General features: G+C 61.7%; 27 protein-coding genes. 2 read left to right on the forward strand and 25 right to left on the reverse strand.

Going from position 1 to position 16,510, the window contains the following annotated elements:
- Positions 1-204 precede the first annotated feature (204 nt).
- The 25 genes from rplO to rpsL form a co-directional block, all read right to left on the reverse strand.
- Positions 205-681 carry a 50S ribosomal protein L15 gene (rplO, locus tag NKK51_RS31705; RefSeq protein WP_013531434.1) on the reverse strand — a complete coding sequence of 159 codons (477 nt, stop codon included), beginning with the start codon at positions 679-681 and terminating at the stop codon, positions 205-207.
- A 22-nt stretch (positions 682-703) separates the two neighbouring features.
- Positions 704-901, reverse strand: a complete 198-nt coding sequence (gene rpmD / locus NKK51_RS31710) for a 50S ribosomal protein L30 (protein WP_006205449.1) — start codon at positions 899-901, stop codon at positions 704-706.
- A 24-nt stretch (positions 902-925) separates the two neighbouring features.
- On the reverse strand, positions 926-1,489 hold the full coding sequence (rpsE, locus tag NKK51_RS31715; protein ID WP_006333394.1) for a 30S ribosomal protein S5: 564 nt from the start codon (positions 1,487-1,489) through the stop codon (positions 926-928).
- A gap of 147 nt (positions 1,490-1,636) precedes the next feature.
- Complete coding sequence (gene rplR, locus NKK51_RS31720) at positions 1,637-1,996, reverse strand: 50S ribosomal protein L18 (RefSeq protein ID WP_352556221.1); 360 nt, start codon at positions 1,994-1,996, stop codon at positions 1,637-1,639.
- 137 nt (positions 1,997-2,133) lie between these two features.
- On the reverse strand, positions 2,134-2,667 hold the full coding sequence (gene rplF, locus NKK51_RS31725) for a 50S ribosomal protein L6 (RefSeq protein WP_013531432.1): 534 nt from the start codon (positions 2,665-2,667) through the stop codon (positions 2,134-2,136).
- Positions 2,668-2,756: 89 nt separating this feature from the next.
- Complete coding sequence (gene rpsH / locus NKK51_RS31730) at positions 2,757-3,155, reverse strand: 30S ribosomal protein S8 (RefSeq protein WP_013531431.1); 399 nt, start codon at positions 3,153-3,155, stop codon at positions 2,757-2,759.
- A 12-nt stretch (positions 3,156-3,167) separates the two neighbouring features.
- Entirely contained in the window at positions 3,168-3,473 is a 306-nt protein-coding gene (gene rpsN / locus NKK51_RS31735; protein WP_013895695.1) for a 30S ribosomal protein S14, read from the reverse strand.
- 27 nt (positions 3,474-3,500) lie between these two features.
- The gene (rplE, locus tag NKK51_RS31740; protein WP_013531429.1) at positions 3,501-4,100 is read right to left on the reverse strand and encodes a 50S ribosomal protein L5; all 600 of its coding nucleotides are present in this window, start codon (positions 4,098-4,100) and stop codon (positions 3,501-3,503) included.
- Positions 4,093-4,407: a 50S ribosomal protein L24 gene (rplX, locus tag NKK51_RS31745; RefSeq protein ID WP_013531428.1), complete on the reverse strand. Its 315-nt coding sequence runs from the start codon at positions 4,405-4,407 to the stop codon at positions 4,093-4,095. Before rplX ends, rplE begins: the two co-directional genes overlap by 8 nt.
- Positions 4,408-4,419: 12 nt before the next feature.
- Positions 4,420-4,788, reverse strand: a complete 369-nt coding sequence (gene rplN / locus NKK51_RS31750; RefSeq protein WP_006205457.1) for a 50S ribosomal protein L14 — start codon at positions 4,786-4,788, stop codon at positions 4,420-4,422.
- An 83-nt stretch (positions 4,789-4,871) separates the two neighbouring features.
- Positions 4,872-5,111, reverse strand: a complete 240-nt coding sequence (gene rpsQ, locus NKK51_RS31755) for a 30S ribosomal protein S17 (RefSeq protein ID WP_352556223.1) — start codon at positions 5,109-5,111, stop codon at positions 4,872-4,874.
- A gap of 11 nt (positions 5,112-5,122) precedes the next feature.
- The gene (gene rpmC / locus NKK51_RS31760; protein WP_006205459.1) at positions 5,123-5,323 is read right to left on the reverse strand and encodes a 50S ribosomal protein L29; all 201 of its coding nucleotides are present in this window, start codon (positions 5,321-5,323) and stop codon (positions 5,123-5,125) included.
- Positions 5,324-5,336: 13 nt separating this feature from the next.
- Positions 5,337-5,750: a 50S ribosomal protein L16 gene (rplP, locus tag NKK51_RS31765; RefSeq protein ID WP_013531427.1), complete on the reverse strand. Its 414-nt coding sequence runs from the start codon at positions 5,748-5,750 to the stop codon at positions 5,337-5,339.
- Between the two features lie 27 nt (positions 5,751-5,777).
- Positions 5,778-6,503 (reverse strand): 30S ribosomal protein S3, encoded by a 726-nt coding sequence (gene rpsC, locus NKK51_RS31770; RefSeq protein WP_013531426.1) that lies wholly within the window; start codon positions 6,501-6,503, stop codon positions 5,778-5,780.
- A complete protein-coding gene (gene rplV, locus NKK51_RS31775; RefSeq protein ID WP_006205462.1) occupies positions 6,503-6,892 on the reverse strand; it encodes a 50S ribosomal protein L22 in 390 nt (129 codons plus the stop codon). Before rplV ends, rpsC begins: the two co-directional genes overlap by 1 nt.
- Before the next feature lie 2 nt (positions 6,893-6,894).
- A complete protein-coding gene (gene rpsS / locus NKK51_RS31780) occupies positions 6,895-7,173 on the reverse strand; it encodes a 30S ribosomal protein S19 (protein WP_006205463.1) in 279 nt (92 codons plus the stop codon).
- A 16-nt stretch (positions 7,174-7,189) separates the two neighbouring features.
- Positions 7,190-8,023, reverse strand: a complete 834-nt coding sequence (rplB, locus tag NKK51_RS31785; RefSeq protein ID WP_024505067.1) for a 50S ribosomal protein L2 — start codon at positions 8,021-8,023, stop codon at positions 7,190-7,192.
- A gap of 22 nt (positions 8,024-8,045) precedes the next feature.
- Positions 8,046-8,339, reverse strand: coding sequence for a 50S ribosomal protein L23 (locus tag NKK51_RS31790; RefSeq protein ID WP_013531424.1), 294 nt, complete (start codon positions 8,337-8,339; stop codon positions 8,046-8,048).
- Positions 8,336-8,956, reverse strand: coding sequence for a 50S ribosomal protein L4 (gene rplD / locus NKK51_RS31795; RefSeq protein WP_013531423.1), 621 nt, complete (start codon positions 8,954-8,956; stop codon positions 8,336-8,338). The genes NKK51_RS31790 and rplD overlap by 4 nt, the downstream gene beginning before the upstream one ends.
- A complete protein-coding gene (gene rplC, locus NKK51_RS31800) occupies positions 8,956-9,684 on the reverse strand; it encodes a 50S ribosomal protein L3 (RefSeq protein WP_013531422.1) in 729 nt (242 codons plus the stop codon). The genes rplD and rplC overlap by 1 nt, the downstream gene beginning before the upstream one ends.
- A gap of 61 nt (positions 9,685-9,745) precedes the next feature.
- On the reverse strand, positions 9,746-10,054 hold the full coding sequence (gene rpsJ / locus NKK51_RS31805; RefSeq protein WP_010909272.1) for a 30S ribosomal protein S10: 309 nt from the start codon (positions 10,052-10,054) through the stop codon (positions 9,746-9,748).
- Between the two features lie 69 nt (positions 10,055-10,123).
- Positions 10,124-11,299, reverse strand: coding sequence for an elongation factor Tu (tuf, locus tag NKK51_RS31810; RefSeq protein ID WP_095090666.1), 1,176 nt, complete (start codon positions 11,297-11,299; stop codon positions 10,124-10,126).
- Between the two features lie 98 nt (positions 11,300-11,397).
- Positions 11,398-13,488: an elongation factor G gene (gene fusA / locus NKK51_RS31815; RefSeq protein ID WP_023762913.1), complete on the reverse strand. Its 2,091-nt coding sequence runs from the start codon at positions 13,486-13,488 to the stop codon at positions 11,398-11,400.
- A 29-nt stretch (positions 13,489-13,517) separates the two neighbouring features.
- Entirely contained in the window at positions 13,518-13,988 is a 471-nt protein-coding gene (gene rpsG, locus NKK51_RS31820) for a 30S ribosomal protein S7 (protein WP_008875664.1), read from the reverse strand.
- Positions 13,989-14,064: 76 nt separating this feature from the next.
- Entirely contained in the window at positions 14,065-14,436 is a 372-nt protein-coding gene (gene rpsL, locus NKK51_RS31825; protein WP_006333356.1) for a 30S ribosomal protein S12, read from the reverse strand.
- 497 nt (positions 14,437-14,933) lie between these two features.
- On the opposite strand from rpsL, the gene NKK51_RS31830 reads away from it, so the two are divergent.
- Both NKK51_RS31830 and NKK51_RS31835 read left to right on the forward strand, forming a co-directional pair.
- Positions 14,934-15,215 carry a transcriptional regulator gene (locus NKK51_RS31830; RefSeq protein ID WP_013531420.1) on the forward strand — a complete coding sequence of 94 codons (282 nt, stop codon included), beginning with the start codon at positions 14,934-14,936 and terminating at the stop codon, positions 15,213-15,215.
- A gap of 184 nt (positions 15,216-15,399) precedes the next feature.
- Positions 15,400-16,326, forward strand: coding sequence for a Gfo/Idh/MocA family protein (locus NKK51_RS31835; protein WP_128305931.1), 927 nt, complete (start codon positions 15,400-15,402; stop codon positions 16,324-16,326).
- The last annotated feature ends 184 nt before the right edge of the window (positions 16,327-16,510 follow it).

Raw genomic sequence — 16,510 nt, forward strand, 5'->3', positions numbered from 1 at the left:
CCCGAAACCCTTGCGTGTTGATCGTTTTGGTATGGGTGGCGGCCCGTGGTGTCGTGCGGGTGGTTTCCCCATCGCTCCCTCGAAACGCGCTGGGCTTAAACACTGCAGGCGGCGGTGTGGCCGCGCCCGCCTCGTTGAGCAGATCAAAGCGCAATCGTGAGCAAAAACGGATCCCACTCTTGCCGATCGCGCTTCAAATTGCCGTTACTCGGCAGCTGCCTTTTCCTGCGGCAGCTTGACCGAACCGCCGGCCTTTTCGATCTTTTCGATCGCGGCCTTGGAGGCGCCGGCGACGTCAAAGGCGAGCTTCGCCTTGATCTCGCCGTCCGAGAGGATGCGCACGCCGTCCTTGACGCGGCGGATGACGCCGGCGGCAACCAGCGATTCAGCCGTCACGGTCGCCTTGGCGTCGAGCTTCTTGGCATCGATGGCCACCTGGATGCGGGCCAGCGACACGACGGTGAAGCTCTTGGCGAAGATGTTGTTGAAGCCACGCTTCGGCAGGCGCCGGTAGAGCGGCATCTGGCCACCCTCGAAACCGTTGATGGCGACGCCGGAGCGCGCCTTCTGGCCCTTGACGCCGCGACCGCCGGTCTTGCCGGAGCCGGAGCCGATACCACGGCCGAGACGCTTCTTGGAGTGCGTCGCGCCGTCCTTGTCACGCAGATCGTTGAGTTTCATCTGAGTTCTCCTGCGCTCTGGCTCAGCCCTCGTCCACGACGCGGACGAGATGCTGGACGGCAGCGATCATGCCGCGCACGGAGGGCGTATCTTCCAGCGTGCGCTGCTTGTGCATCTTGTTGAGGCCGAGGCCGACCAGCGTTGCGCGCTGTTCCTTCGGGCGGCGGATCGGCGAACCGATCTGCTCAACGGTGATGGTCTTGGTTGCTTTCTTGGCCATGGTCAAAATCCCTGGTCAGATCGACTATTCTTCAGCCGCAACGGCGGTGCCGCGGCGGGCCTGAAGGGTCGAATACTTGATGCCGCGAGCAGCAGCCACATCCTTGGGATGCATCTGGCTCTTCAGCGCGTCGAATGTGGCGCGAACCATGTTGTAGGGGTTCGACGAACCCATCGACTTGGCGACCACGTCATGCATGCCGAGCGTCTCGAAGACAGCGCGCATCGGGCCACCGGCGATGATGCCGGTACCTTGCTTGGCAGCGCGCAGCAGCACGCGTCCGGCGCCCCAGCGTCCTTCGACGTCATGGTGCAGCGTACGGCCCGAGCGCAGCGGCACGAAGATCATGTCGCGCTTGGCCGATTCAGTTGCCTTGCGGATAGCTTCCGGCACTTCGCGCGCCTTGCCGTGACCAAAGCCGACGCGGCCCTTCTGGTCGCCGACGACGACGAGTGCTGCAAAACCGAAGCGACGGCCGCCCTTGACGACCTTGGCGACGCGGTTGATGTGGACGAGCTTGTCCACCATGCCGTCATCGCGTTCTTCACGATCGCGGCCGCGGCCGCCATCCCTACGTTCCTGTGCCATATCCTGTTCCTTGTTTTTTTCCGGAAGCACGGTTGCTGATAAGATCCGGTGCCTCGCCCCGAACAAATCGGGAACGGTCACCGGGGGCGAAATCAATTTCTTCGCATAATCCCTATCCGAAAAGTCTGCAACTTTTCGGGACTATGCTTAGAAGCTCAAGCCACCTTCGCGGGCAGCCTCGGCGAGCGCCTTGACGCGGCCGTGATAAATGTAGGCGCCGCGGTCGAAGACGACTTCCTTGACGCCGGCCTTGGTGGCGCGCTCGGCGATCAGCTTGCCGATCGCTGCGGCGGCGGCGGTGTCGGCGCCGGTCTTGAGCGAACCCTTGAGGTCCTTATCGAGCGTCGAAGCGGCAACGATGGTGTGGCCCTTGGCGTCGTCGATGACCTGCACGTAGATGTTCTTCGACGTGCGGTGGACCGACAGACGCGGGCGCTCGCCGGCGACCTTCTTGATCTGACGACGGACGCGCTGCGCGCGGCGCTGCGTGGATTCCTTGGTACCCATGATGGTCTTCCTTGCCTTCAAAAAACGGGGGCCGCCATATGCGGTAGCGAAAGCGCCTCCCGCGACCGCTCCCCGCGGCGTTACACTTCCTGACTTGGCCTTTCCGAAAAGTCTTGGACTTTTCGAGGCCAGGCCCACTACTTCTTCTTGCCTTCCTTGCGGACGATCTTCTCGCCGGCATAGCGGACGCCCTTGCCCTTGTAGGGCTCAGGACCACGATACTCGCGGATCTCGGCCGCAACCTGGCCGACCTGCTGCTTGTCGATGCCGGCCACGGTGATTTCAGTCGGCTTCGGCACCGTGATGGTGATGCCCTGCGGCGTCTCATAGACGACGTCATGGCTGAAGCCAAGCGCCAGCTGCAGGTTCTTGCCCTGAAGTGCCGCGCGATAGCCGACGCCGGTGATCTCGAGCTTCTTCTCGAAACCGTCCTTGACGCCCTGCAGGATGTTGACGATCTGCGTGCGCGACATGCCCCACTTGGAGCGGGCGGTCTTGGTCTGGTCGCGCGGCTGGACAGCGATCTCGCTGCCTTCCATCTTGACCAGCACTTCGTCGTTCACCACGAACTTCAGCTCACCCTTGGGGCCCTTCGCCGTCACGGTCTGGCCGTTGACGGTCGCGGTCACGCCCTGAGGCAGCGAAACGGGTTTCTTTCCAATACGAGACATTTTGTTGTCCTCGTCACTTCTCTTGTTTCAGGTCTCTGTCTTCGGGAACGATCCGAAGACCGGATTCCACTTTGCGGTCAACTGCCAGATCAGAAGATCTGGCAGAGGATCTCACCGCCGACGTTCTGTTCACGTGCTTCATGGTCGGCCATCACGCCCTTCGGTGTCGAAAGGATGGCGATGCCGAGGCCGTTGGCGACCTGCGGGATCGACTTGGCCGAAACATAGACGCGGCGGCCTGGCTTCGAGACGCGGGCGATTTCGCGCACGACGGGCGCGCCGTCGAAATACTTCAGCTCGATCTCGATTTCGGACTTGCCGTTGTCGAAGTCGGTCTGGCTGTAATCGCGGATATAGCCTTCAGCCTTCAGCACGTCGAGGACGCGGGTGCGCAGACGCGAAGCCGGCGTCGAAACGCTCGACTTCTTGCGGCCATACGCGTTGCGGATGCGGGTCAGCATATCGCCGAGAGGATCGCTCAATGACATGTTATGTCCTCCTTACCAGCTCGACTTGACCAGGCCCGGGATCTGGCCGTTATTGCCGAGATCACGAAGCGCGATGCGCGATACTTTGAGCTTGCGATAGTAGGCGCGCGGACGGCCGGTGACTTCGCAGCGGTTGCGGATGCGGATCTTGGCCGAGTTGCGCGGCATGGCGGCAAGCTTCAGCTGAGCGCGGAAACGCTCTTCCATCGGCTTGGACTGATCCATGATGATCGCCTTGAGCGCAGCCCGCTTGGGACCGTACTGGTCGGCAAGCTTGCGGCGCCTGTTGTTCTTCTCGACTGAGCTGGTCTTTGCCATTTCAGATTTTTCCTTTTCTCGCTGCCGTTACTGGCGGAAGGGGAAGTTGAAGGCCTTGAGCAATGCCCTGGCTTCGTCGTCCGTCTTCGCAGTCGTACAAACGATGACGTCCATGCCCCAGATCTGATCAACCTTGTCGTAGTTGATCTCCGGGAACACGATGTGTTCCTTGATGCCCATGGCGTAGTTGCCACGGCCATCGAAGCTCTTCGGATTCAGTCCGCGAAAGTCGCGGACGCGCGGCAGTGCGATGTTCACGAGGCGGTCGAGGAACTCGTACATGCGTTCCTTGCGCAACGTGACCTTGGCACCGATCGGCATCTTCTCGCGGACCTTGAAGCCGGCGATCGAATTGCGGGCGCGGGTGACGACGGCCTTCTGGCCGGCGATCATCGCCAGGTCTTCGGCCGCGATCGAAGGCTTCTTCGAATCGGCGGTCGCTTCGCCAACGCCCATGTTCAGCACGATCTTGTCGATGCGCGGAACCTGCATCTCGTTGTCGTAGCCGAACTGTTCCTGCAGCGCCTTGCGGATGGTCTCGTTGTAGACCTGCTTGAGGCGCGGCGTGTTCTGAGCCTTGGACTGTTTGCTTTCAGCCTTGGGCTTCGTGGTTTGAGCCTTAGCCATTGATGACTTCTCCCGAGCGCTTGGCGACGCGCACCTTCTTGCCGTCCTTCTGGAAGATGAAGCCGACGCGGGTCGGCTTGCCATCCTTGGGGTCGGCCAGCGCGATGTTCGACAGCTGGATCGGCGCTTCCTTGGTGATGATCCCGCCCTCTTGGGACTGGGACTGCTTCTGGTGACGACGGATCATGTTGACGCCGCGCACCAGCGCGGTGTCTTCCTTCGGCTGCACCGAGAGGACTTCGCCCGAACGGCCCTTGTCCTTGCCGGCCAGCACGACGACCTTGTCGCCTTTTCTAATCTTTTGCATTGGTCCGGCTCCTTACAGCACTTCAGGCGCGAGCGAGATGATCTTCATGTGGTTCTTGGCGCGGAGTTCGCGCGGAACCGGTCCGAAGATACGCGTGCCGATCGGCTCTTTCTTGTTGTCGACGAGAACGGCCGCGTTCTTGTCGAAACGGATCACGCTGCCGTCCGGGCGGCGGATGTCCTTGGCCGTGCGAACCACGACCGCCTTCATCACATCGCCCTTCTTCACGCGGCCGCGCGGAATGGCTTCCTTGATCGACACCACGATGATGTCGCCCACGGAAGCGTATTTCCGCTTCGAGCCGCCCAGCACCTTGATGCACATGACACGACGGGCGCCGGAATTATCCGCGACGTCGAGGTTTGTTTGCATCTGAATCATGACTGGCCGCCTTCTTCTCTTCTAACGGGATGGGCTCAAAGCCCCTCCCCGGTCTGTCCAAAATTCGTTGTTTACGCCCGAGGTCAGACTTGGTCCGAAGACACGACGATCCAGCGCTTGTCCTTGGAAATCGGCTTCGATTCCTGGATGAACACCTGATCGCCTACCTTGTGGGCGTTGTTCTCGTCGTGCGCCTTGTACTTCTTGGTCATGCGCACGGTCTTCTTCATCACGGGATGCGTGAAGCGCCGTTCGACCTTGACGACAACCGTCTTCTCGTTCTTGTCGCTGACGACGGTGCCCTGCAGAATGCGCTTTGGCATGGTTTTCGTCCTTAAGCCTTCTTAGCCGCGGACTTTTCCGCAGCGATGGTCTTGATACGCGCAATATCCTTACGGACCTGTCTCACGCGCGCGGTCTTCTCGAGCTGGCCGGTGGCCTTCTGGAAGCGCAGGTTGAACTGCTCCTTCTTCAGGCTGGCCAGGTCGTCGGTCAGCTGGTCCTGGGTCTTGGTCCGGATGTCTTCGGCTTTCATGATCAGCCCGTCCTTATTCTGCGATGCGCTGCACGAAGCGCGTCTTGACCGAGAGCTTGGCCGCGCCGAGACGCAGTGCCTCACGGGCGGTTTCTTCATTGACGCCGTCGATCTCGAACATGATACGGCCCGGCTTGACGCGCGCCGCCCAGTAGTCGACCGCACCCTTGCCCTTACCCATGCGGACTTCGGTCGGCTTCGAAGTGACCGGCACGTCCGGGAAAATACGGATCCAGACGCGACCAGCGCGCTTCATTTCACGCGTGATCGCGCGGCGGGCCGCCTCGATCTCACGTGCGGTGACGCGGTTCGGCTCAAGCGCCTTCAGCCCGAAACCACCGAAATCCAGGTTGGTGCCGCCCTTTGCGGTACCATGGATACGGCCCTTGAACTGCTTGCGGAACTTTGTGCGCTTTGGCTGCAGCATCGTTCTAACTCCAAATTCCTAAATGTCTCAGGCGTTTTCGCGACGACGACCGCGTTCGCGATCACCACCACCGCCATGCGCTGCATCGCTTTCGCTGGCCCGACGCTCCGAAGCCATCGGGTCATGCTCAAGGATTTCGCCCTTGAACACCCAGACCTTGACGCCGCAGATGCCATAAGCCGTGTGCGCTTCGGCCGTACCGTAGTCGACGTCCGCACGCAGCGTATGCAGCGGCACGCGGCCTTCGCGATACCATTCCATGCGCGCGATCTCGGCGCCGCCGAGGCGGCCGGCGCAGTTGATGCGGATGCCTTCGGCACCGAGGCGCATCGCCGATTGAACGGCACGCTTCATAGCGCGGCGGAACGCGATACGACGCTCGAGCTGCTGGGCGATCGACTGGGCGACCAGGGTCGCGTCGATCTCCGGCTTGCGCACTTCAACGATGTTGAGGTGCGTCTCGGACTTCGTCATCTCCATCAGCTTCTTGCGAAGCTTCTCGATGTCGGCGCCCTTCTTGCCGATGATCAGACCCGGGCGCGCGGCGTGGATGGTGACGCGGCACTTCTTGTGCGGACGCTCGATCACGACCTTCGAGATGGCAGCCTGCTTGAGCTCCTTCTCGAGATACTTGCGGATCTTGATGTCCTCATGCAGCAGCTTGCCGTACTCGCCGGTGTTCGCGAACCAGCGCGAATCCCAGGTGCGGTTGATGCCGAGGCGAAGACCGATCGGATTGACTTTCTGGCCCATTATGCGGCCTCCCCTTTTTCTTCGACTTCACGAACGACGATCGTGAGGTGCGAGAACGGCTTCTCGATACGGCTGGCGCGACCGCGGCCACGGGCATGGAACCGCTTCATGACGATCGACTTGCCGACATAGGCTTCCGCCACGATCAGTGCATCGACATCCAGGTCGTGGTTGTTTTCCGCGTTGGCGATTGCCGATTCCAGCGTCTTCTTGACCGTGCCGGAAATCCGCTTGGCCGAGAATTCGAGATCGGAAAGCGCTGTCGCGACCTTCTTGCCGCGGATCAGCGCGGCAACGAGGTTCAGCTTCTGCGGGCTGATACGGATCGTGCGCAATACGGCGCGCGCTTCGTTATCAGCAAGCCTGCGCGGAGCTTTGGCCTTGCCCATGATTATTTCCTCTTCGCCTTCTTATCCGCGCCGTGACCGTAATAGGTCCGGGTCGGAGCGAATTCACCGAACTTGTGACCGACCATGTCCTCGTTCACCGAGACGGGAACATGCTTCTGGCCGTTGTAGACACCGAAGGTGAAGCCGACGAACTGCGGCAGGATGGTGGAGCGACGGCTCCACATCTTGATCACCTCATTGCGACCACCTTCACGAACCTTGTCCACCTTCTTGAGAAGGTAGCCGTCAATGAAGGGGCCTTTCCAAATCGAACGAGTCACTTGGCGTTACCTCTTCTTAGCTCTTGCGCTGATGGCGCGAGCGCAGGATGAACTTGTCGGTCGCCTTGTTGGACCGCGTCTTCTTGCCCTTGGTCGGCTTGCCCCAGGGCGAAACCGGATGGCGGCCACCCGAGGTGCGGCCTTCGCCGCCGCCGTGCGGATGGTCGACCGGGTTCATGGTCACGCCGCGATTGTGCGGGCGCTTGCCACGCCAAACCGTGCGACCGGCCTTGCCGTCATTGATGTTGCCGTGGTCCGGATTGGACACGGCGCCGACAGTGGCCATGCAGGAGCCGTGAACGACACGCTGCTCGCCCGAATTGAGGCGCAGGATCGCCATGCCCTGGTCACGACCGACCAGCTGACCGTAACCACCTGCCGAACGGGCGACCTGAGCGCCCTTGCCCGGCTTCAGCTCGATGTTGTGGACGATGGTGCCGACCGGCATCGAAGCCAGCGGCATCGCATTGCCCGGCTTCACGTCGACCGATTCACCGGAGACGATCTTGTCGCCGGGAGCCAGACGCTGCGGAGCGATGATGTAGGACAGCTCGCCATCATCATACTTGATCAGGGCGATGAAGGCGGTGCGGTTCGGATCGTACTCAATGCGCTCGACCGTGCCGACGACGTCGAACTTGCGGCGCTTGAAGTCGATGATGCGGTACGAACGCTTGTGACCACCGCCGATGAAGCGGGCGGTGATGCGACCATGATTGTTGCGGCCGCCCGACTTGGTCAGGCCTTCGGTCAGACCCTTGACGGGCTTGCCCTTGTAGAGGCCCGAGCGGTCGACGATGACCAGCTGACGTGTGCTGGGCGTTACCGGGTTGAATTTTTTCAGTGCCATTGTTCTGTCCTCGCGGCCTTGCTCAGAGACCCGTCGCGACGTCGATCGACTGACCATCGGCCAGCGTCACAACCGCCTTCTTGACGTCGCTCTGGCGGCCAACCGTGCCACGGAAGCGCTTGATCTTGCCCTTGCGGACAAGCGTGTTCACGGCCATCACCTTGACGCCGAACAGCGCTTCGACGGCGGCCTTGATTTCCGGCTTCGACGCCTTCTTGGCGACGTTGAAGACGACCTTGTTCTGCTCGGAGGCCATGGTCGACTTTTCGGTGATCGCCGGCGAGACGATCACGTCGTAATGACGAAGGTCGGTCATTTAAAACGCTCCTCGAGAGCCTCGACGGCGGCCTTCGAAAGGACCAGCGTGCCGCGGCGCAGAATGTCGTAGACGTTGATGCCCTGGATGGGCAGCACGTCGATGTTGGGGATGTTCGTCGCCGCCAGCTTGAAGTTCTTGTCAAGCTCGGCGCCGCCGATCAGCAAAGCGTTGGTCAGGCCCAGCGTCGCGAAATTCGCGATCAGCGCCTTCGTCTTGGCCTCGGTCAGCTTCAGCTCGTCGATGATGATGATCGACGCGCTCTTGGCCTTGGCCGAGAGAGCATGCTTGAGGCCGAGAGCACGAACCTTCTTCGGCAGTTCGTGCTCGTGGCTGCGAACGACCGGGCCGTGGGCCTTGCCGCCGCCGCGGAACTGCGGAGCGCGTGCCGAATGGTGACGGGCGCGGCCCGTACCCTTCTGCTTGTACATCTTGGCGCCGGTGCGCGCGATCTCGGCGCGACCCTTGGTCTTGTGCGTGCCCTGCTGCTTCTTGGCAAGCTGCCAGCGCACGACGCGCTGCAGGATGTCTTCGCGCGGATCAAGGCCGAAAATCTCGTCGGAGAGTTCCACCTTGCCGGCGTCCTTGCCGCCCAGCGTTGTGATCTTGAGATCCATTATTCCGCTCCCTCTGTGGCCGGAGCCTCGTTCTTGGCGCCACTTTCGGCAGCAACGGCGCGGATCGCGGCAGGCTTCGGCGCATTGGCCGGCAGTGCCACCTTGGCCGCATCGCGGACCAGGATCCAGGCGCCCTTCGATCCGGGAACCGCACCGCGGATCAGGATCAGGCCGCGGTCGGCGTCGGTCGATACGATCTCGACATTCTGCGTGGTGACGCGGGTGTCGCCCATGTGGCCAGCCATATGCTTGCCCTTGAACACCTTGCCCGGGTCCTGGCGCTGGCCGGTCGAACCGTGCGTACGGTGCGAAACCGAGTTACCGTGCGTCGCACGGCCACCGCCCATGTGGTGGCGCTTAATGACGCCCTGAAAACCCTTGCCGATCGTCGTGCCCGTCACATCGACCTTCTGGCCGGCGACGAAGTGCTCGACGGTGATCTCCGCGCCGACATCGATCATGTTGTCGGCGGAGACGCGGAACTCGGCGACCTTCGCCTTCGGCTCGACGGAAGCGGTCGCGAAATGGCCGCGCATCGCCTTCGACGTGTTCTTCACCTTGGCAAGGCCAACGCCGAGCTGAACGGCGGTGTAGCCATTCTTCTCTTGCGTGCGCTGGGCCACGACCTGGCAGTTCTCCATCAGGAGAACGGTGACGGGAACATGTTCCCCGGCATCGTTATAGATGCGGGTCATTCCCACCTTTTTTGCAATCACACCTGAACGCATCGGTTCAATTCCTTTAGAGTTCCGGGCCAGGGGCACCGCCCCTTACCGCGCTCTCATTCCCTTAGAGCTTGATCTCGACGTCGACGCCGGCGGCCAGATCGAGCTTCATCAAAGCATCGACCGTCTGCGGGGTCGGATCGACGATGTCGAGCAGACGCTTGTGCGTGCGCATCTCGAACTGCTCGCGGCTCTTCTTGTCGACGTGAGGCGACCGGTTGACCGTGAACTTTTCGATCCGCGTCGGCAGCGGAATGGGGCCGCGGACGTTTGCACCGGTACGCTTGGCCGTCGACACGATTTCTTTCGTCGAGGCGTCGAGCACGCGGTGGTCAAACGCCTTAAGGCGGATGCGGATATTCTGTCCGTTCATGCGTCACTTCCTTGTTCTGGCGCGGCGCGGGCAACTCCCGCGCCCGCGACAGATCGGTTTAAGTCCAAATTACTCTTTGATGGTGACGACGATGCCGGCACCGACGGTGCGGCCGCCTTCACGGATAGCGAAGCGCAGCTTCTCTTCCATGGCGATCGGCACGATCAGCTCGACATCGACCGTGATGTTGTCGCCCGGCATCACCATCTCGGTGCCTTCCGGCAGCGACACGATGCCGGTCACGTCGGTCGTGCGGAAGTAGAACTGCGGACGGTAGTTGGTGAAGAACGGCGTGTGACGGCCACCTTCGTCCTTGGTCAGGATGTAGGCTTCGGCCACGAACTTCTTGTGCGGCTTCACCGTACCGGGCTTGGCCAGAACCTGGCCGCGCTCGACACCTTCACGATCAACGCCGCGCAGCAGCGCGCCGATGTTGTCGCCAGCCTGGCCCTGATCGAGCAGCTTGCGGAACATTTCCACGCCCGTGCAGGTCGTCTTGGTCGTCGGACGGATGCCGATGATCTCCAGCTCCTCGCCGACCTTGACCACGCCGCGCTCGACGCGGCCGGTCACGACCGTGCCGCGACCCGAGATCGAGAACACGTCTTCGATCGGCATCAGGAACGGCTTGTCAAGCGGACGAACCGGCGTCGGGATGTAGGCATCGACCGCAGCCATCAGCTCGCGGATCGCGTCTTCACCGATCTTCTTGTCGCTGTCTTCCAGAGCAGCCAGCGCCGAACCCTTGACGATCGGAATGTCGTCGCCGGGGAACTCGTTCTTGGTCAAAAGCTCGCGAACCTCGAGCTCGACCAGTTCGAGCAGCTCGGCGTCATCGACCTGGTCGACCTTGTTGAGGAACACCACGATCGACGGCACGCCCACCTGACGGGCAAGCAGGATGTGCTCGCGGGTCTGCGGCATCGGGCCGTCGGCGGCCGACACAACCAGGATCGCGCCGTCCATCTGCGCGGCACCGGTGATCATGTTCTTCACATAGTCGGCGTGGCCGGGGCAGTCGACGTGAGCGTAGTGGCGGGCGGCCGTCTCGTATTCGACGTGCGCCGTCGAGATCGTGATGCCGCGCGCCTTTTCTTCAGGGGCGGCGTCGATCTGGTCGTAGCGCTTGTATTCGCCAAAATACTTGGTGATCGCCGCCGTCAGCGACGTCTTGCCATGGTCGACGTGGCCAATCGTGCCGATGTTCACGTGAGGCTTGTTACGCTCGAATTTACCTTTGGCCATAATCGTTCTCCGTCTATTCTACCCGCTAAGGGGATATTGTTATTCGCTCTTCAGATCCGGCACCGCGCAAGGAGCGCGACCCGGTGGCTAAGAAACCCTTAGGCGTATTTCTTCTGGACTTCCTGAGCCACTGCGGTCGGAACCGGCTCATAGTGATCGAACTGCATGGTGTAGGCCGCACGGCCCTGGCTCATCGAGCGCAGGTTGTCGACATACTTGAACATGTTGGCGAGCGGCACCATCGCGTTGATGACGACGGCCACGCCGCGCGCTTCCTGGCCCTGGATCTGGCCACGACGACCGTTCAGATCGCCGATGACGCTGCCGACGTAATCTTCCGGCGTCACCACTTCGACCTTCATGATCGGCTCCAGAAGCTGCACGCCAAGCTTGGGTGCGGCTTCACGGAAGCAGGCGCGGCCGGCGATTTCGAAGGCCAGAACGCTGGAGTCGACATCGTGGTAAGCGCCGTCGATCAGGGTCGCCTTGACGCCGATCATCGGGAAGCCCGCGAACGGACCCGAGGTCATGACGCTGTTGATGCCCTTTTCGACACCCGGGATGTATTCCTTCGGCACGGCGCCGCCGACGATCTTGGTCTCGAACTCGAACTCGCTGCTGTCCGGGTTCGGCTCGAAGACGATCTTGACGCGAGCGAACTGACCGGTACCGCCGGTCTGCTTCTTGTGCGTGTAATCCTGCTCGTGCCTGCGGGTGATGGTCTCGCGATAAGCCACCTGCGGTGCGCCGACATTGGCCTCGACCTTGAACTCGCGACGCATGCGGTCGACGATGATGTCCAGGTGAAGTTCGCCCATGCCGGAAATGATGGTCTGGCCGCTTTCCTCGTCGGTCTTAACGCGGAAGGACGGATCCTCGGCGGCCAGGCGGTGAAGGGCGAGGCCCATCTTTTCCTGGTCGTTCTTGGTCTTCGGCTCGATGGCGATCTGGATGACCGGATCGGGGAATTCCATGCGCTCGAGAATGACCGGATGCAGCGGATCGCTCAGCGTGTCACCGGTGGTCGTGTCCTTGAGACCGGCAAGAGCAACGATGTCGCCGGCAAAAGCCTCTTCGACGTCGGCGCGCGAGTTCGCATGCATCTGCAGCATGCGGCCGATGCGCTCTTTCTTGCCCTTCACGGTGTTGTCGACCGAGATGCCCTTGGTGAGCTTGCCCGAATAGATGCGGGCAAAGGTCAGCGAACCGACGAACGGGTCGTTCATGATCTTGAAGGCGAGCATCGAAAGCGGCTCGTTGTCGTCGGCATGACGCTCGATCTCGGCGTCGGTCTTGGCATCGACGCCCTTGATGGCGGGAACATCGGCCGGCGACGGCAGATATTCGACGACGGCGTCGAGCAGCGGCTGCACGCCCTTGTTCTTGAAGGCCGAGCCACAGAACATCGGGTAGAACTTGACCGCGATGGTGCCCTTGCGGATCAGCGCGCGTATCTCGTCATTCGACGGCATCTTGCCTTCGAGGTAATTCTCAAGCGCCGTCTCGTCCATTTCGACGGCGGCCTCGATCATCTTCTCGCGGTATTCTTCGGCACGAGCCTTGAGATCGTCCGGGATCTCGACGACATCCCAGGCAGCGCCCAGCGTCTCGTCGCGCCAGACCAGCGCGTTCATCTCGACGAGGTCGACGACGCCCTTGAACTCGGTCTCGGCGCCGATCGGCAGCTGCATGACAACGGCATGCGCGCCGAGGCGCGAACCGATCATCTCGACCGAGCGATAGAAGTCGGCACCGATCTTGTCCATCTTATTGCAGAAGATCATGCGCGGAACGCGATACTTGTCGGCCTGGCGCCAGACGGTCTCGGTCTGCGGCTCAACGCCGGCATTGGCATCGAGCAGCGCAATGGCGCCGTCGAGAACGCGCAGCGAACGCTCAACTTCGATGGTGAAGTCGACGTGGCCGGGAGTGTCGATGATGTTGAAGCGGTGCATCTTGCCGTCACGAGCCTTCCAGAAGGTCGTGGTCGCGGCGGACGTGATGGTGATGCCGCGCTCCTGCTCCTGCTCCATCCAATCCATGGTGGCAGCGCCGTCGTGGACTTCGCCAATCTTGTGCGACTTGCCCGTGTAGTAGAGGACGCGCTCGGTGGTCGTCGTCTTGCCGGCGTCAATATGCGCCATGATACCGAAATTGCGGTAGTCTTCGATTTTGTATTCGCGGGCCATCGTAGCTGCCTCTCAGTCTCGTTCGCGCTTTACCAGCGGTAGTGCGCGAAAGCGCGGTTGGCTTCAGCCATCTTGTGGGTGTCTTCACGCTTCTTGACAGCCGTGCCGCGGTTGTTGGCCGCATCCATCAGCTCGCCGGAGAGGCGGTCGACCATCGTGGTCTCGTTGCGATTGCGGGCCGCCGCGATCAGCCAGCGAATGGCCAATGCCTGGCGGCGCTCGGGGCGCACGTCGACCGGAACCTGGTAGGTGGCGCCACCGACACGACGCGAACGCACTTCAACATGCGGCGCGACATTGTCGAGCGCCTGATGGAAGACGGTGACCGGCTCCTGCTTGGTCTTCGACTGAACCTGGTCGAGCGCGCCGTAGACGATGGTCTCGGCGACCGACTTCTTGCCGTCATACATGACGGCGTTCATGAACTTGGTGACGATCAGATCGCCGAACTTCGGGTCCGGATTGATCTCACGCTTTTCTGCACTGTGACGACGCGACATGGCTTTTGTCTCTCAATCTCATAGCCCAACGCTCTCAAGGAGCGCCAAGGCCGGAAAATCTTACTTCGGACGCCCCTTACTTCGGACGCTTGGCGCCGTACTTCGAACGGCGCTGCTTGCGGTTCTTCACACCCTGCGTGTCGAGCACGCCGCGGATGATGTGGTAGCGAACGCCCGGAAGATCCTTGACGCGGCCGCCGCGGATCATGACCACGGAGTGCTCCTGAAGGTTGTGGCCTTCGCCGGGGATGTACCCGATCACTTCAAAACCATTGGTCAGGCGGATCTTGGCCACCTTGCGCAGCGCCGAGTTCGGCTTCTTCGGCGTCGTTGTATAGACGCGCGTGCAAACGCCCCGCTTCTGCGGGTTCTGCTGCATGGCCGGGACCTTGTTGCGCTTCACCGGCGCAATGCGCGGCTTGCGGATCAGCTGGTTGACGGTAGGCATTAAACCCTCTTGTCTCTCAATTCCGTGTCTCGCCCGGTCAGGGCCGCTCAAAGCGTCATTTCCATACGCAAATTCGGGCCATAAACCGCGCCTCGCGGTCTTGCCCGAACAAAAGGCAGAGGAAGCGGAAGCCGCTTCGTGCACGCCGGAAATGTCTTTTCGCTCGTAAAACGAACCCTGTTTGAGGCAAACTCCAAAGCGTGTCGCTTCGGAAGGGAGAGCCTCACATCGGTTCTGACTGGGCGGCTTCTACTCGTAAGACCGCGGACCGTCAAGCCCGGAGCACCAAATATTGCACGCCGACCAGGGCTTGGCAGCCATGCGAAAACCGCATGTAATTTTCTTTCGCATTTTTGCAAGAGCGAGGAAGAAAGTGACAAGCCTTCAGGCAAAGTGAATGGGTTTGCGCTGTTGCGCGGCCTTGCTTCATGCGAAAAGGCCGCATGAGCAGTCAAAACCCCCTCGCCCGCCCACCCGCTGCCAAGAGGAATCGGCCCGTGAACGACAACGAAGAACGCCCGGTCACCATCATCACCGGCCGGGTGTGGAAGAAAAAAGGCGGCAAACCGGAAGGCGTCCACGTCATGCTGGTTGCGCCCGACGACGATTCGGCGGTGCGCCGGGCACTCGAATCGCTTGCCGCCGAAGGGTACGCCGAGGCGGAGCTCGACCAGATCGGTGACATGGACGGCATCCCCGACGAAGAGCCGCATATCTCCGCCTTCCAGGGCGCGCTCGAAGGCGAAGTGTCGATCGTTACCTTCGACGTGCCGATCTGACCCCGACCTCCCGGTCCAGCTTTCGAATCGGCTACCGAGACGAATCGGCGACCGAGGCCTTCCCAGCCGACAAAAATGTGCACTGCCGCTCGAGGAAGGCTGAGCTTGCCTGCTCGGCTTCGGCTTGCCCGGGGCAAGTGTTCTGATAAGAAACCATCACCATCATCAAACAGACGGAGCGGCCGTGTCCCAGCCCATCAAGATAGGCATCGTCGGCGTCGGCAAGATCGTCCGCGACCAGCATCTGCCGGCCCTGGCGAAAGACCAGGACTATCGCCTCATCGCGGCCGCCAGCCGTCACGGCAAGGTGGATGACATCGCGAATTTTCCTGACATCGAAGCCATGCTCGACGCGGTGCCCGAACTCGAGGCCGTATCGCTCTGCATGCCGCCGCAGTTCCGCTACGACGCGGCGCGGACAGCGCTGATTGCAAAGAAGCATGTCTTCCTGGAGAAGCCGCCAGGCGCCACTGTCAGCGAGGTCGAGGACCTCAAGACATTGGCCTCGCAGAACGGCGTCTCGCTGTTCGCCAGCTGGCACTCGCGCTATGCGCCGGCGGTCGAGGCCGCGCGCGCATTTCTCGACACGACCAAGATCAAGTCGGCCGCCATCAACTGGAAGGAAGATGTGCGCCGCTGGCACCCGAACCAGGAATGGATCTGGGCGCCCGGCGGTTTTGGCGTCTTCGATCCCGGCATCAACGCGCTGTCGATTGCCACCCACATCCTGCCGGCGATGTTCATCACCTCGGCGGTGCTGGATTTTCCCGAAAACCGCGCCTCCCCGGTTGCCGCGCGCGTCGCCTTCCGCACCTCGAATGGATTGCCGGTGACGATGGACCTCGACTGGCTGCAGACCGGCCCGCAAAGCTGGGACATCCTGGCCGAGACCGACAAGGGCGCCATGGTGCTGTCGGGCGGCGGGTCGAAGCTCGCCATCGACGGCAAGGTAGTTCATGACGAGCCGGAGGCCGAGTACCCGATGCTCTACAAGCGCTTCGCCGAGATCGTGCGTGCCGGGACCTCAGATGTCGACCTCGCGCCCCTGCAGCATGTCGCCGACGCCTTCATGCTCGGCAAGCGCAACGTGGTCGAGGCGTTCTTCGATTGACTTATGCACGCGACGGGATCGCGGACCTGGCGTGAATGCACGCCCGGCGCCAAAGGGTCGACCCCCACTCCGTCTCGGCTACGCCGAGCCACCTTGTATCTACACGAGAGAGATTTCGTGGGATTAGAGCGATTGAGCCAAGGTCCGGGCGGCCGCCCGGACCTTGGCTTGGCGAAGTCGCCCG

Source organism: Mesorhizobium sp. M0011 (assembly GCF_040324155.1).
Lineage (GTDB): Bacteria > Pseudomonadota > Alphaproteobacteria > Rhizobiales > Rhizobiaceae > Mesorhizobium.